General features: G+C 69.0%; 12 protein-coding genes. 8 read left to right on the top strand and 4 right to left on the bottom strand.

From position 1 onward, the window contains the following. Window position 1 precedes the first annotated feature (1 nt). Window positions 2-1834, bottom strand: coding sequence for an AMP-dependent synthetase/ligase (locus DW296_RS16020; RefSeq protein ID WP_136053025.1), 1833 nt, complete (start codon window positions 1832-1834; stop codon window positions 2-4). A gap of 150 nt (window positions 1835-1984) precedes the next feature. Here DW296_RS16020 and DW296_RS16015 point away from each other — a divergent pair, with 150 nt between their 5' ends. Together DW296_RS16015 and DW296_RS16010 are read left to right on the top strand one after the other, a co-directional pair. Then, a complete protein-coding gene (locus DW296_RS16015; protein ID WP_136053076.1) occupies window positions 1985-2674 on the top strand; it encodes a lysophospholipid acyltransferase family protein in 690 nt (229 codons plus the stop codon). A gap of 47 nt (window positions 2675-2721) precedes the next feature. Further along, window positions 2722-4062 (top strand): class II 3-deoxy-7-phosphoheptulonate synthase, encoded by a 1341-nt coding sequence (locus DW296_RS16010; RefSeq protein WP_136053024.1) that lies wholly within the window; start codon window positions 2722-2724, stop codon window positions 4060-4062. A 66-nt stretch (window positions 4063-4128) separates the two neighbouring features. On the opposite strand, the gene pknB is transcribed toward DW296_RS16010, so the two are convergent. Together pknB and DW296_RS16000 are read right to left on the bottom strand one after the other, a co-directional pair. Beyond that, the gene (pknB, locus tag DW296_RS16005) at window positions 4129-6084 is read right to left on the bottom strand and encodes a Stk1 family PASTA domain-containing Ser/Thr kinase (RefSeq protein WP_136053023.1); all 1956 of its coding nucleotides are present in this window, start codon (window positions 6082-6084) and stop codon (window positions 4129-4131) included. A 76-nt stretch (window positions 6085-6160) separates the two neighbouring features. Beyond that, window positions 6161-7291 carry a LysM peptidoglycan-binding domain-containing protein gene (locus tag DW296_RS16000; RefSeq protein ID WP_240743109.1) on the bottom strand — a complete coding sequence of 377 codons (1131 nt, stop codon included), beginning with the start codon at window positions 7289-7291 and terminating at the stop codon, window positions 6161-6163. Window positions 7292-7420: 129 nt separating this feature from the next. On the opposite strand from DW296_RS16000, the gene DW296_RS15995 reads away from it, so the two are divergent. Next, on the top strand, window positions 7421-7777 hold the full coding sequence (locus tag DW296_RS15995) for an Rv2175c family DNA-binding protein (protein ID WP_342588962.1): 357 nt from the start codon (window positions 7421-7423) through the stop codon (window positions 7775-7777). A 9-nt stretch (window positions 7778-7786) separates the two neighbouring features. Here DW296_RS15995 and DW296_RS15990 read toward each other — a convergent pair whose 3' ends face one another. Beyond that, on the bottom strand, window positions 7787-8890 hold the full coding sequence (locus DW296_RS15990; protein WP_136053021.1) for a polyprenyl synthetase family protein: 1104 nt from the start codon (window positions 8888-8890) through the stop codon (window positions 7787-7789). 84 nt (window positions 8891-8974) lie between these two features. Here DW296_RS15990 and DW296_RS15985 point away from each other — a divergent pair, with 84 nt between their 5' ends. From DW296_RS15985 to DW296_RS15965, 5 genes are all read left to right on the top strand, one after another. Further along, window positions 8975-9349: a DUF3040 domain-containing protein gene (locus DW296_RS15985; RefSeq protein ID WP_136053020.1), complete on the top strand. Its 375-nt coding sequence runs from the start codon at window positions 8975-8977 to the stop codon at window positions 9347-9349. A gap of 261 nt (window positions 9350-9610) precedes the next feature. Beyond that, window positions 9611-10042 (top strand): division/cell wall cluster transcriptional repressor MraZ, encoded by a 432-nt coding sequence (gene mraZ, locus DW296_RS15980; protein ID WP_025105095.1) that lies wholly within the window; start codon window positions 9611-9613, stop codon window positions 10040-10042. Window positions 10043-10145: 103 nt separating this feature from the next. Next, window positions 10146-11084 (top strand): 16S rRNA (cytosine(1402)-N(4))-methyltransferase RsmH, encoded by a 939-nt coding sequence (gene rsmH / locus DW296_RS15975; protein WP_136053019.1) that lies wholly within the window; start codon window positions 10146-10148, stop codon window positions 11082-11084. Next, window positions 11081-11653: a hypothetical protein gene (locus tag DW296_RS15970; RefSeq protein ID WP_136053018.1), complete on the top strand. Its 573-nt coding sequence runs from the start codon at window positions 11081-11083 to the stop codon at window positions 11651-11653. Before rsmH ends, DW296_RS15970 begins: the two co-directional genes overlap by 4 nt. A gap of 25 nt (window positions 11654-11678) precedes the next feature. Beyond that, window positions 11679-13448 carry a peptidoglycan D,D-transpeptidase FtsI family protein gene (locus tag DW296_RS15965; RefSeq protein ID WP_136053017.1) on the top strand — a complete coding sequence of 590 codons (1770 nt, stop codon included), beginning with the start codon at window positions 11679-11681 and terminating at the stop codon, window positions 13446-13448. Window positions 13449-13457 lie beyond the last annotated feature (9 nt).

The raw sequence follows: 13457 nt of genomic DNA, 5'->3' as shown, positions 1-13457 counted from the left end.
GTCAGCCGCCGATCGCGACGTTGGTGGTGGCGACGGGCTCGTCGTAGATCGCGGAGATCTCGTCGGCGAAGTCGTTCATGATGATGTTCCGCTTGATCGACAGCTTCGGGGTGAGGTGGCCCGAGGCCTCCGTCCACTCCGAGTCCAGGATCGTGAACTTGCGGATGGACTCCGCGCGCGACACCCGCTCGTTCGCCGCGTCCACGGCGCGCTGCACCTCGGCGCGGACCTGCGCGTTGGTCGAGGCCTCTGCCAGCGTCATCTTCTCGTCGAGGCCGTTGTTCGCGAGCCAGGTCGGCAGCATCTCAGGGTCGAGGGTGACGAGGGCCGAGATGAACGGACGCTGGTCGCCGACGACGACGACCTGCCCGACGATCGGGTTCGCGCGGATCGGGTCCTCGAGGGCGGCCGGAGCGACGTTCTTGCCGCCCGCCGTGACGATGATCTCCTTCTTGCGCCCGGTGATCGTGAGGAATCCGTCGGCGTCGAAGCTGCCGATGTCACCGGTGTGGAACCAGCCGCCCTCGCTGAACGCCTCGGCGGTGGCCTCGGGGTTGTTCCAGTACTCCTTGAACACGTTGATGCCGCGCACCTCGATCTCGCCGTCGTCGGCGAGACGCACCCCGACGCCGGGAAGGGCGGGCCCGACCGTGCCGATCTTCGACTTCGATGCGAGGTTCACCGTCGCGGGCGCCGTCGTCTCGGTCAGACCGTAGCCCTCGAGGATCACCACGCCGAGGCTGTGGAAGAAGTGGCCGAGGCGCGCGCCCAGGGGAGCGGAGCCCGACACCGCGTAGACGACGTTGCCGCCCATGGCCTCACGGAGCTTGGAGTAGACGAGCTTGTTGAAGAGCGCGAACTTCAGCTTCGTGCCGAACGGAATCTTCTTGCCCTCCTCCAGCAGCCGGGAGTGCTCGATCGCGACGTCGGCCGCGGCGCGGAAGATCTTGCCCTTGCCACCCGCCTCGGCCTTCTGCTCGGCGGAGTTGTAGACCTTCTCGAACACGCGGGGGACCGCGAGGAGGAAGGTGGGCTTGAACGAGCCGAGGGCCGGCAGCAGTTGACGCGTGTCGGGCTGGTGGCCGGTGCGCACCCCGGCGTGCACGTTGAGGATGGAGATGAAGCGCGCGAAGACGTGCGCCGTCGTGATGAAGAGCAGGGTGGAGGAGCCAGGGGTCTGCACCACCTCGTCGAGGGCCTTCGCGGAGTTGCGGGACAGCTCGACGAAGTTGCTGTGCGTGAGCACGCAGCCCTTGGGTCGTCCCGTGGAGCCCGAGGTGTAGATGAGGGTCGCGATGTCCGAGCCGACGGCGAGGTTCCGGCGACGCTGGATCTCGTCGTCGGAGACCGAGGCCCCCTGCGCGGTGAGCGTGTCGATGGCGCCCAGATGCAGCTGCCAGACCTCCCGGAGCAGCGGCAGGTCGCCGCGCACCTCGTCGACGCGGGCGAAGTGCTCCGGCGACTCGACGAGGAGCGCGATCGCGCCCGAGTCCTCGAGGATCCACTGGATCTGCGACGGGGAGCTCGTCTCGTAGATCGGCACCATCACGGCGCCGGCGTAGAACAGTGCGAAGTCGACGAGGCTCCACTCGTACGTCGTGCGGGCGAGGAAGCCCACCTTCTCGCCGGGCTGGATGCCGGCGGCGGCGAAGCCCTTCGCGAGCGCGATCACGGCGGTCTCGAAATCGGCGGCGGAGATGTCGCGCCATCCGTCGCCCTGCGGGACGGAGAACAACGCCCGGTCGGGAGTCGCCTCGACGCGCTTCGCAAGCAGGTCGGCGACGTTCGCGTCGGGATCGGCGGGGACGATCGCGGGGACTTCAAACTGGACCACGGCAGCTCCTTCGGTACCGGTCGGGCACGGGCGTTGGTCCGAGTCTAGGGCATGGCACCCGGTCGCGGTCAGGGTGAAACTCAGTCGCTTCCGGGGTCGAGAGATGAGAAACGTGGGGTGATGTGCATCACGGCGCTAGACTTCACCTCGATGTTCTACTGGCTGATGAAGTACGTCGTGATCGGCCCCGTGGTCAAGGCCGTGTTCCGCCCCTGGATCGTGGGGCGGAAGAACGTGCCCGCGACCGGGGCGGCGATCCTCGCCAGCAACCATCTCTCCTTCGCGGACTCGATCTTCCTGCCCCTCGTGATCGATCGGTCGATGTCGTTCCTCGCGAAGAGTGACTACTTCACCGGACGGGGCCTGAAGGGATGGTCCACCCGCTTTTTCATGAAGGCGACGGGCCAGATCCCCATCGATCGCTCCGGTGGCAAGGCCTCGGAGGCCTCCCTGAACACCGGCCTCCAGGTCCTCGGTGGGGGTGACCTGCTCGGCATCTATCCGGAGGGCACCCGAAGCCCCGACGGCAAGCTCTACCGCGGCCGCACCGGCATCGCCCGGATGGCGCTCGAAGCGAAGGTCCCCGTCATCCCGGTCATCATGGTCGACACCGACACGGCCATGCCCATCGGCCGCCGGATCCCGCGCGTCATGCGGGTCGGGATCGTCATCGGCGAGCCGCTCGACTTCTCCCGCTACGCCGGCATGGAGAACGACCGCTACATCCTCCGCTCCGTCACGGACGAGATCATGGTGGCGCTACAGCGACTCGGTCAGCAGCAGTACGAGGACGTCTACGCATCGACCGTCAAGGACCGCCTCCCGGCGCGCGTCACATAGGCTCCGGGGCGCGTCTCGGCGGTGTCGCCGCCCACTAGGCTGGACGCATGCTCCCGCACCACATCGAAGCCCTTGATGCCTGGCGCTCGCTTCCCATCAAGCAGCAGCCGCAGTGGCCAGACGCCGACCGCGTCGCCGACGTCTCCCGGCAGATCTCGAGCCTTCCGCCGCTGGTCTTCGCGGGTGAGGTCGACAACCTCCGCGAGCGTCTCGCCCGGGCAGCCTCCGGACAGGCCTTCCTGCTGCAGGGCGGCGACTGCGCCGAGACGTTCGCAGGCGCGACGGCCGAGCAGATCCGCAACCGCATCAAGACGGTGCTGCAGATGGCCGTGGTGCTCACATACGGCGCCTCCATGCCGGTCGTCAAGATGGGGCGCATGGCCGGGCAGTTCGCCAAGCCGCGCTCGAGCGACACGGAGACGCGTGGCGACGTCACGCTCCCGGCGTACCGCGGCGACATCGTCAACGGCTACGACTTCACGGAGGGCTCGCGTCAGGCCGACCCCGGTCGTCTGCTGCAGGGCTACCACACCGCGGCCTCGACGCTGAATCTCATCCGGGCCTTCACGCAGGGTGGATTCGCCGACCTCCGGGAGGTGCACTCCTGGAACAAGGGCTTCGCCCAGAACCCCGCCAACCAGCGCTACGAGCGCATGGCCGCCGAGATCGATCGTGCGATCAAGTTCATGGAGGCCGCCGGCGCGGACTTCGACGAGCTGAAGCGGGTCGAGTTCTTCACCGGCCACGAGGGTCTGCTCATGGACTACGAGCGCCCGATGACGCGGATCGACTCCCGGACGGACACGCCGTACAACACCTCGGCCCACTTCCTGTGGATCGGGGAGCGCACGCGCGAGCTCGACGGTGCGCACGTCGACTACTTCTCGAAGATCCGGAACCCGATCGGCGTGAAGCTGGGCCCCACCACGACGCCGGAGACGGCACTGGCGCTCATCGACAAGCTCGACCCGGAGCGCGAGCCCGGCCGCCTGACGTTCATCACGCGCATGGGTGCCGGCCGCATCCGCGACGCGCTGCCCCCTCTGCTGGAGGCGGTCCGCGAGTCCGGTGCGCAGCCGCTGTGGGTCACCGACCCCATGCACGGCAACGGCATCACGACGCCCACCGGGTACAAGACGCGTCGTTTCGACGACGTCGTCGACGAGGTCCGCGGCTTCTTCGAGGCCCATCGTGCCGTGGGTACGTTCCCCGGTGGCATCCACGTCGAGCTGACCGGCGACGACGTCACCGAGTGCCTGGGCGGGTCGGAGCAGATCGACGAGGCGGCCCTCGCGACTCGCTACGAGAGCCTGTGCGACCCGCGCCTGAACCACATGCAGTCCCTGGAGCTGGCCTTCCTCGTGGCCGAGGAGCTCGAGAAGCGCTGACAGGGAAACACGTGCGGATGCACGAAGGGGCCGGAATGATGTTCCGGCCCCTTCGTCGTGTCGGCGTCAGCCGGCGAAGCTCATGGTGAGCGTGATGCTCGCGCCCTTCCGCTGCGGTTCGGATGGGCTGTACGACTCCACGCGGGTGTTCTCGTTCGCGAGGAGATCCCACACGGAGTCGGGCAGACCGGTGCTGCTCGTGTAGCTCCAGGTGAAACCGGCGTCGCGCAACGCGCCGGTTGCCTCGTCGCGCGTCATCCCGGAGACATCGGGCACGTCGAACAGCGGCGGCCCCTGGGAGACGATCAACTGGATCGTCTCGCCCGGGCGCCACGATCCTTCCTCGGCGCGGTCCGCGTAGCCGATGACGCGGTCCTTGCCGATGGAGTCGCTCGGGCGGTAGATGTTCTCCTCCGCCACCTTCAGTCCCTTGCCGGTGAGCGTCTCGGTGGCCTGCTTGACCGTCATGTCCGTGACATCCGGGACCGGGCCGCGCGACACCTGGATGGTCGCCGTGTCCTTCTCGTGGACCGTGCAGCCCTGGTCGCAGGCGAAGGCATCTCCGCCGTCCCGCGGGGTGATGCGGACATTGATGACCGCCCCGTCCGCGGTGTCGGTGAAGTACTCCTCGTCGTCGGTGATCTCCAGATTCGCCGCCTGCAATGCGGCCCGCACATCGTCGGCCGGCTCCCCGGCGACGGGGGCGAGGTCGTGCGAGGCCGGGCCGGCCGATACGACCACGGCGACCGTGGTGCCCTTGTCGACCCGGGTGCCCGTGCCGGGGTCCGTCTCGATGACGATCCCCTTCTCGACATCCACGGAGAACTCGTCGCGCTGGGCGGGTTCGAAGCCGGCTTCGGTGAGGTCTGCGGCGGCCTCGTCGTAGGTCTGGCCCGCCACGTCGGGCACCGCGATCAGCGATCCGGGACCGGAGCCGAACCACCATCCGACGCCGCCGGCGAGGACGGCGAGCAGCAGCACGAGGGAGAGGAGGAAGGTACCTCGGGCGCGGCGCTTGGCGGCTCGCCGGCGGAGGATCGTGGCGTTGTCGATCCCCGGGGAGGTGGGCGTCGCCGGCTCGGGGAGGACCATGGTGCCCGGCATGACCTTGGTGAGGTCTCCGGAATCCGCCTGGTCGCGGGAAGCGCCGGTGGTCCGGGTCACGGCGGGGGCGACCCCGATCTCGCGCTCGATCTCGCGCAGGCGCTCGAGCATCTGCTGGGCATCGTCCGGACGCTCGTCCGGAGACTTCTCGGTCGCCCACAGCACGAGCTCGTCGAGCTGCTCCGGCACCGCGGGATTGCGGACGCTGGGTCGGGGAACCGACTCCGTGGCGTGCTGGAACGCGATCTGCATCGGCTGCTCGCCCTTGTAGGGCTGCTCGCCGACGAGCATCTCGTAGAGCATGATGCCGAGCGCATAGATGTCGCTGCGGGCGTCGGCGGTGCCGCGGGTGACGAGCTCGGGCGCGAGGTACGCGATCGTCCCGAGCAGCTGCTGCCCGGTCGCAGTGTTCGCGGTCGTCGCTCTGGCGAGTCCGAAGTCGCCGATCTTGATGCGGCCGTCCTCCGCGAGCAGGACGTTCTCGGGCTTCACGTCGCGATGGACGATGCCCGCCCGATGCGCGGCGGAGAGCCCGGCGAGAACGGCGTCCATGATGGTGATCGTCTGAGCGACGGTGAGGCGCTTCTGCTCGCGGAGCAGCTCCCGCAGGGTGATGCCGGGCAGATACTCCATGACGAGGTAGGCGAGCTCGCCGTCCTGGCCCTGATCGAAGACGTTGACCACGTGCGGGTCGGCAAGGCGAGCCGCGGCGCGGGCCTCCTGGATGAACCGGCTCTGGAACGCGGAGTCGTCGCTGAGGTGGGCGTGCATGACCTTCAAGGCGATGCGGCGTTCCAGGCGGAGGTCGGTGGCGACGTACACCGTGGCCATGCCGCCGCGGGCGATCCGGGCACGCACCCGGTACCGACCGTCGACAAGCCGCCCGATGAGGGGGTCGGCCTGATGATTGGTCGTCACGACAGAAGTCTATGGACGATTGGCTGAAAGCCCCGGGAACGCCTCACCCCTCGAGGCATCCGGATTTCCGCAGGCGTCACCCGTGTTGGGCGAGCCATGCGTATGCCTGGGCCTCCCACTGCCCGTAGCGATCCGGGTAGGCGGAGATCTGCACGGCCTGTGCCGCATCGGTGAAGGCCAGCGACTCCCAGCCGGGAATGTCGAGCAGCCCGCGGGTCAGATGCCCGTTCGGGTCGCCGGCGCCCCCGTAGAAGACGCGGGTGCTCCGCTCCGCGTCCATGATCTGTGCCGGGGTGCCCCAGCCGGTGCTCGGGCGCTGCTGGAAGATCCCGAGCGAGTCGCGATCCCCCCAGTCGAGGTTGCGGAGATCCGACTCCACCATCCCGGTGGCGAGGGCGATGGCGATCCCGCGGTCGGAGACTCCGAGCTCGCGGCCCACGCGGATGATGAGCGCGGCGTTGGCCGCCTGCTCGGCTGTCAGGGTGGCACTGCGCTGTCCGGTGGGTGCGGCGGCGGGCTTCGGAGCAGGTGCCTGCACGGCGAGGCGCTGACCCGGGTAGATGATCGACGACGCGCCGAGGCCGTTCCAGGCGAAGAGGGATTGCGTGGTGGTCCCGTACCGCTGGGCGATCGAGAACAGCGTCTCGCCCGCAGTCACGGTGTGTGTCGCGCCGCTCGGCTGCGGGTGCGGTGCCGGTGCCGGCGCCGCCGCGGGCGCGGCTGCGGGCGCAGCAGTTCCGGACACCTCGAGCTTCTGCCCGGGGTAGATGATGGCGCCGGCGGGAAGGGCGTTGGCGGCGAGGATCGCGCTGACCGAGGTGGCGTATTTCCGGGCGATGCCGAAGACGGTGTCGCCTGCCACGACCGTGTGGCTCTTCGTCGCCGCGGGAGTCGGCGTGGGTGCCGGCGCGGGAGCCCCGGCGGCGGCGCGCAGCTGCAGGCTCTGCCCCGGATAGATGACCGATCTCCAGGTGAGGCCGTTCCAGCCGAGGACGTCGGTCGTTCGGAGTCCGTAGCGACCGGCGATGCCGGCGACCGTGTCGCCCGGCTGCACGATGTGCGAGGGCGGGATGTTCTGCGTCGGCGCGACGCGCACCGGAGCGATACGATGCCGCTCGTGCGGCGCGACCGGCGGTGCGGGCGCGGCGGCGGGCGTCGCCGTCAGAGTGGCGGCGAGAGCGCCGGCCACGGCTGTCTGGAAGATCACGTCAGCCCCCTTTTCGAGCACTTCACGCTGACACGGATGTATAGAGATGTCAACAGAAGTGACGGGTGTGACGAATGTGACGGAAGTGCTGAACATGCGCTCCGGCTGCCGAGGTGAGATAGTGGCAACGTGTCTGAGAACGTCGCTGCAACCCGTGATTCCGCCCTCGAATGGCTGACCATGCCCGACCTCGTCGAGGTTCTCGGCGAGCCGCTCGGGCGCGTGCGTCGTCTGATCGACGAGCACTACCTCGTCGGCTCGCGGCGCAGCGGCGTCTTCGCGGTGCCGTCGGTGTTCGTCGTGGACGGGCAGCCGCTGAGCTCTCTGCGCGGGACGATCATCGTCCTGCAGGATGCCGGCTTCTCCGACGACGAGCTGATCGACTGGCTGCTCGCCGAGGAGGAGACCCTCGGGCGTTCCCCGATCGCCTCCCTGCTCGCCGGACACAAGAGCGAAGTCCGTCGGCTCGCGCGCACCCTCGCCTGAGAGCTCCGTTCAGGAGGAGCGCACGGTCGCTGCTCTGCCGAGGTCGCGGAGCTCCCCGACAGCGGCGTCGTCGAGCCGGGCTCCGGAAAGCGCGCGATCGGCCTCTCTGGCGTAGTCCGCGATCATCGTCTCGACCCGTTCGAGGGCCCCGGTCCCGGCGATCGTCTCCTGCAGGAACGACACCTGCGCTGCGGTCAGATCGGGATCGCCGAGCATCTCATCGAGCAGCCGCCGCGCAGGGGTGTCCAGATTCTCCCTGGTGAGGGCGATGAGCACGGTGCGCTTGCCCTCGCGCAGGTCATCGCCCGCGGGCTTGCCGGTGACGGCGGCATCGCCGAAGACGCCGAGCACGTCGTCACGCAACTGGAAGGCGAGGCCGAGCGGGTGCCCGAAGCGCCGCAGCGCCGAGGTCTGCTCCGCATCCGCGCCGGCGAGGCTCGCACCCAGGATGAGGGGCTGCTCGATGCTGTACCGCGCGGACTTCAGCGAGGCCACGCGGAGCGCCCGTTCCGCATGCTCGCGGTCGTCGCTGACGCTCCACGCCGACTCCTCGGCGATGTCGAGGAACTGTCCGATCGTGACGTCGCGCCGCATGCGCGCGTACTCGGCGCGCACGGTCCGTGCCTCCCTGTGCCCATCGAGCGCAGACTCCAGGAGGTCATCGCTCCACGCGACGAGGAGATCGCCGAGCAGCACGGAGCCGGCTCGGCCGAAGGCGGCGGCGTCTCCCCACCAGCCGGCGGAGCGGTGGGACGCCTCGAGAGCTCGGTGAGCGGCGGGGCGACCTCGGCGTGTATCGGAGTTGTCGATCAGGTCGTCGTGCACGAGTGCGGCCGACTGGAAGATCTCCAGCGCCGCGCAGAGGTCCCACAGGGCGTCGTCCTCGGCGGCGAGGCGGTCGCGGAAGCGGGAGACGGCGCGCCACCCTGCGTGGCAGAAGCGGGCGCGCAGCCTCTTGCCTCCGGAGAGGGTATCGGACGCCGCGTCGAGGAAGGCGACGGCGTCGTCGCCGTACTCCGCCGACTCCGTTCGCATGCGGTCGAGGAAGAGGTCCAGTCGCGCGGCCACGGCGTCAGGGACGGAGGGGGAGGGGGACGACACGACTCCCAGCATACGTAAAGGATGAGACGCCTGAACTGCTAGCCCCGGACGCCGCTCGCGCGTAGACTGGAGGGCACGATACCCGAGGGGGATGAGATGCCACTCTCCGAACAGGAGCAACGTCTGCTCGACGAGATGGAACGCCATCTCCTGCACAATGACGCCGACGTCGTGAGCGCGCCGTCGGGTGATCGCACGCTCAGCTATCGCAACCTCGTCTACGGGGCCCTTCTCCTGCTCGCCGGCATCGGCGGACTCGTCGTCGGCGTCATCCTCGGGGACGTCTGGGGCATCGTCGTCGGCGTGATCGGATTCGCGGCCATGCTCGGCGGAGTGATGCTGGCGGTCACCCCGGTCCGGCGCAGCGGTCCGGCAGAGGCCCACACGCGCACCGCCCCGAAGCGGCAGGACTCCTCTTCCTTCATGGATCGCATGAACGACCGATGGGATCGGCGGCAGGACGGCAACTGACCCCTCCCTTTCTCTCCACCACGAAGCCCGGATGCTGAGCATCCGGGCTTTTTCGTGCGTGCTGCACCGTCGGCCCTCCACCAGCCCTCCACTGTCCTCCACCGGTCCTCCACCCCTCTCGGCCTCGGAATTCCGGGGCACGAGTGGATGTCCTCCCGGGAGTGGGTGGCGGTAGCCTGGATTTGTCGTAGGAATGTGGAGGAAAGTGGAGTAAAGTGGGGCGCACCTCGAGTTGGCCGGACGGAGAGGGGGTGATGGCCGATGCTGCTGGGCACGCACTCACCGAAGCTGGACGACAAGGGACGGGTCATCCTTCCCGCGAAGTTCCGCGAGGACCTGGGCGGCGGCATCGTCGTCACCCGGGGCCAGGAGCGCTGCCTCTACGTCTTCAGCACGGCCGAGTTCGAGGCGATGCACGAGCGGATCCGTCAGGCACCGCTCGCCAACAAGCAGGCGCGTGACTTCATGCGCATGTTCCTCTCCGGCGCCAGCGCGGAGATGCCCGACAGCCAGAACCGCATCACCATCCCCGCCCACCTGCGTCAGTACGCGGGTCTTCAGAAGGAGCTCATCGTGACCGGAGTCGGCGCCCACGCCGAGATCTGGGACGCGGAGAGCTGGAACGCCTACCTCGCCGCCGGCGAGGAGTCCTACGCCGAGCTGGAGCAGGAGGTGATTCCCGGACTGTTCTGACCACGGCTGTGATGCCCCGCCGCTCCCGCCCCGACACACTTCCCCGGTGCCGGGTCGAGATGCGGAGGGGGATCAGAGCCGAAGGTCGGACCCGAGAGAGATCATGAACCTCCGCGACATCCACACTCCTGTCCTGCTCGACCGCTGCGTCGAGCTCCTCGCGCCCGCCCTCCAGGAGGACGGCGCCGTGCTCGTCGATGCCACCCTCGGCATGGGCGGCCATTCCGAGGCGCTGCTCGAGCGATTCCCCGGCATCCGCCTCATCGGGCTGGACCGTGACACCGACGCGCTGAGGATCGCGGGGGAGCGGCTCGCCCGGTTCCGGGATCGGGTCACGCTCGTCCACACCGTCTACGACGAGATCGGGCTGCACGCTCAGGGCGCCGCCGGGATCCTGTTCGACCTGGGTGTCTCGTCGCTGCAGCTTGATGAGGCCGAACGCGGCTTCGCCTACTCCAAGGACGCTCCGCTCGACATGCGGATGGATCAGACGAAGGGCATCACCGCCGCCGAGGTCATCGCCACCTACAGCGAGGGAAACCTGCGGCGCATCTTCGAACGGTACGGGGAGGAGAAGCTCGCCGGCCGGTATGCGCGCTTCATCATCGACGCCCGTCAGAACCAGCCGATCACGCGATCGGGTGAGCTCGTCGACATCCTCGTGGCCGCAACCCCCGCGGCCGCGCAGCGATCAGGGCACCCGGCGAAGCGCGTGTTCCAGGCCCTCCGGATCGAGGTCAACGCCGAGCTGAACGTCCTCGCTGACGCGATCCCCGCCGCGATGGACGCCCTCGCGGTCGGCGGACGCATCGTGGTGATGTCGTACCAGTCCCTCGAGGATCGGTTGGTCAAGCAGGCCTTCGCCGCCGCCTCCTCCTCGACGGCGCCCGCCGGGTTGCCTGTCGAACTGCCCGAGCACGCCCCCCGATTCCGCATCCTGACCAAGGGGGCGGAACTCGCCGACGACGAAGAGCGCGCACGCAATCCGCGTGCGATACCGGTGCGCCTGCGCGCGGCCGAGAAGATGCGGGAGAGCGCATGAGCATGAACGCAGTCCGCAAGCCGACCCTGCCGCTGCAGCCGGCCGCTCCGGAGACGGCGCCCGAGCGGCGCCTGCGGCCGGTGACGGCCCCGGCACGACGCCGCAAGCCCAAGCTCGGCTACGCGCTTGTCGCGCTGGGCGGCGCCCTGGCCATCGGCGCGGGGCAGGTCGGGCTCTCGCTGGCCATCACCCAGGATTCGTTCACGCTCGCCGGGCTCACGTCCCAGCAGCGTGAACTCGACCTCCGGACCGATGCGCTGCAGGAAGAGCTCACGGGACTGAGCTCCCCGCAGGTGCTCGCCAGCAGCGCCGCCGACCTCGGCATGGTCGTGGCGGGCGCCCCGTCCTATCTCCGCCTCAGCGACGGCGCCGTCTTCGGGGCGGGTACCGGGGCGGAGGGGGTGTCCACGATCGATCCCAACGGGAAGGCGGCCGTCGGCAACGTCCTCGTCACGGAGGAGACGCCGCCGGCGACGGACACGGCCGACGAGGCGGCCGGCGGCACATCGCCGGCGCAAGACCTGCCGCCGGCCATCACCGACGGCCTGCCCAGCCCCACGACGCACTGACCATCCCGACCGACGGAGAGATCCCATGACGACACGAGCCACGCGCGGACCGCGGCGACGCACTGTCGTCGCCCTGGCGGTCATCCTTTCCATCCTGGTGGCGTTCGTCGTCCGCCTCATCGACATCCAGGTGGTGAGCGCCGACGAGCACGTCAGCCAATCCCTCGAGCACATCGGCGACGGCTCGAAGATCCCCGGCCAGCGGGGATCCATCGTCGACTCCGAGGGCACGGTCCTCGCATCGAGCGTCATGGTCTACGACGCGCAGCTCAGCCCGCAGGTCATCAGGCTCACGGAGGAGAAGGATCCGGCTCTGCCGTGGGCCGAGGCTTCCGAGAAGATCGCCGCGATCACGGGGGTGCCGGGAGACGAGATCCGCAAGCGGGTCTCCGACGCCCTCGCCGAGAACCCGAACAGCCAGTACGCGCCCCTGAAGACCGGGCTCAACACCGAGCAGTTCATCGCGCTCCGCGACCTGGGCCTCGGGTCGTATCTCGCGCTGAAGCCGCGCGAGACCCGGGTCTACCCCAACGGCGCCGTCGCAGGCAACGTGCTGGGCTTCCTCGACAACACGGGCGAGGCCAAGGCCGGTGTCGAGCAGCTCGAGCAGGCGTGCCTGGCGCCTGTGGACGGCGAGAAGACCTACCGCAAGGGCAAGGACGGGGTCGTGATCCCGGGTAGCGAGTCCGTCACCGACGCCGTCGACGGCGGCACGGTGCAGCTCACCATCAACAGCGACCTGCAGTGGTACCTCCAGCAGATGGTCGGCGAAGAGGCGCAGAAGCAGGGCGCGAAGGGCGGGACCGTGACGGTGGTCGAGGTGGGCACCGGCAAGATCCGCGCCGCCGCCGAATGGCCGGCGATGGATCCGAACGACCTGGACTCCTCGACGCCGGAGACCCGGTACAGCCAGATCTTCCACCGCGACTTCGAGCCCGGCTCGACGTTCAAGGCGATCACCGCGGCCGCGGCGATGGAGGGTGCCGGTCTCACTCCGCTCAGCACGGTCACGGCGTCGTCGCGGGAGACCTTCCCCAACGGCGCCGTGGTCAACGACGCGTTCAGCCACCCCGCCTACAACTACACGCTGGCCGGCGGACTGATCGACTCGTCCAACACCGCGCTGTCGAAGTTCGGCACGATGGTCGCCCCCGAGGTCCGCTACGACTACCTGCAGCGCTTCGGGGTCGGGCAGAAGACGCTGGACTTCCCCTCCGAGGTGGGCGGCATCCTCCACCCGGTGAGCGACTGGGATAGCCAGTCGCTCTACACGACGACGTTCGGTCAGTACTTCACGGTGACGGCCCCCCAGCTCGCCGGCGCGTACCAGGCCATCGCCAACGGGGGAGAGAAGATCGACCTGTCGATGGTCGAGTCCTGCACCGCCCCCGACGGGACCGTCACGGAAACCCCGAAGCCGAAGCACGAGCAGATCGTGAAGGAGCAGACCGCGGCCGACCTGACCCGGATGCTGGAGAACGTCGCGGTGCAGGGCGGCAACGCCGATCGCATCCAGGTGCCCGGCTACCGGGTGACCAGCAAGACCGGTACCGCGCAGGTGTCGGACGGCAAGGGCGGCTACAAGGCCGGCGTGTACTACACGAGCATGGTGGGCTTCGCTCCCGTCGACGACCCCCAGTACGTCGTCGTGGTGACCCTCGACGAGCCGACTAAGGTTGTATCGTCCGCGGCCACCGCTTCCGCCTTCCAGAAGGCGATGACGCAGGTGATGAAGACCTATCGCGTGATGCCGTCCTCTGTCCCGATGGACGCGCTCCTCCCCAAGTTCGGATAGCCGGCGAGA

It is taken from the genome of Microbacterium sp. K36, assembly GCF_004794355.1.
GTDB lineage: Bacteria > Actinomycetota > Actinomycetes > Actinomycetales > Microbacteriaceae > Microbacterium > Microbacterium paraoxydans_D.
The sequence above is the reverse complement of the archived record's forward strand: the minus strand, read 5'-3'. Positions and strand labels throughout refer to the sequence as shown.

Bases quoted from the DNA above. Each gene is read 5' to 3' on its own strand.
- DW296_RS16015 (WP_136053076.1), top strand. From the start codon at position 1,985: ATGTTCTACTGGCTGATGAAGTACGTCGTGATCGGCCCCGTGGTCAAG.
- DW296_RS16010 (WP_136053024.1), top strand. From the start codon at position 2,722: ATGCTCCCGCACCACATCGAAGCCCTTGATGCCTGGCGCTCGCTTCCC.
- DW296_RS15990 (WP_136053021.1), bottom strand. From the start codon at position 8,890: ATGCTGGGAGTCGTGTCGTCCCCCTCCCCCTCCGTCCCTGACGCCGTG.
- DW296_RS15985 (WP_136053020.1), top strand. From the start codon at position 8,975: ATGCCACTCTCCGAACAGGAGCAACGTCTGCTCGACGAGATGGAACGC.
- mraZ (WP_025105095.1), top strand. From the start codon at position 9,611: ATGCTGCTGGGCACGCACTCACCGAAGCTGGACGACAAGGGACGGGTC.
- rsmH (WP_136053019.1), top strand. From the start codon at position 10,146: ATGAACCTCCGCGACATCCACACTCCTGTCCTGCTCGACCGCTGCGTC.
- DW296_RS15970 (WP_136053018.1), top strand. From the start codon at position 11,081: ATGAGCATGAACGCAGTCCGCAAGCCGACCCTGCCGCTGCAGCCGGCC.
- DW296_RS15965 (WP_136053017.1), top strand. From the start codon at position 11,679: ATGACGACACGAGCCACGCGCGGACCGCGGCGACGCACTGTCGTCGCC.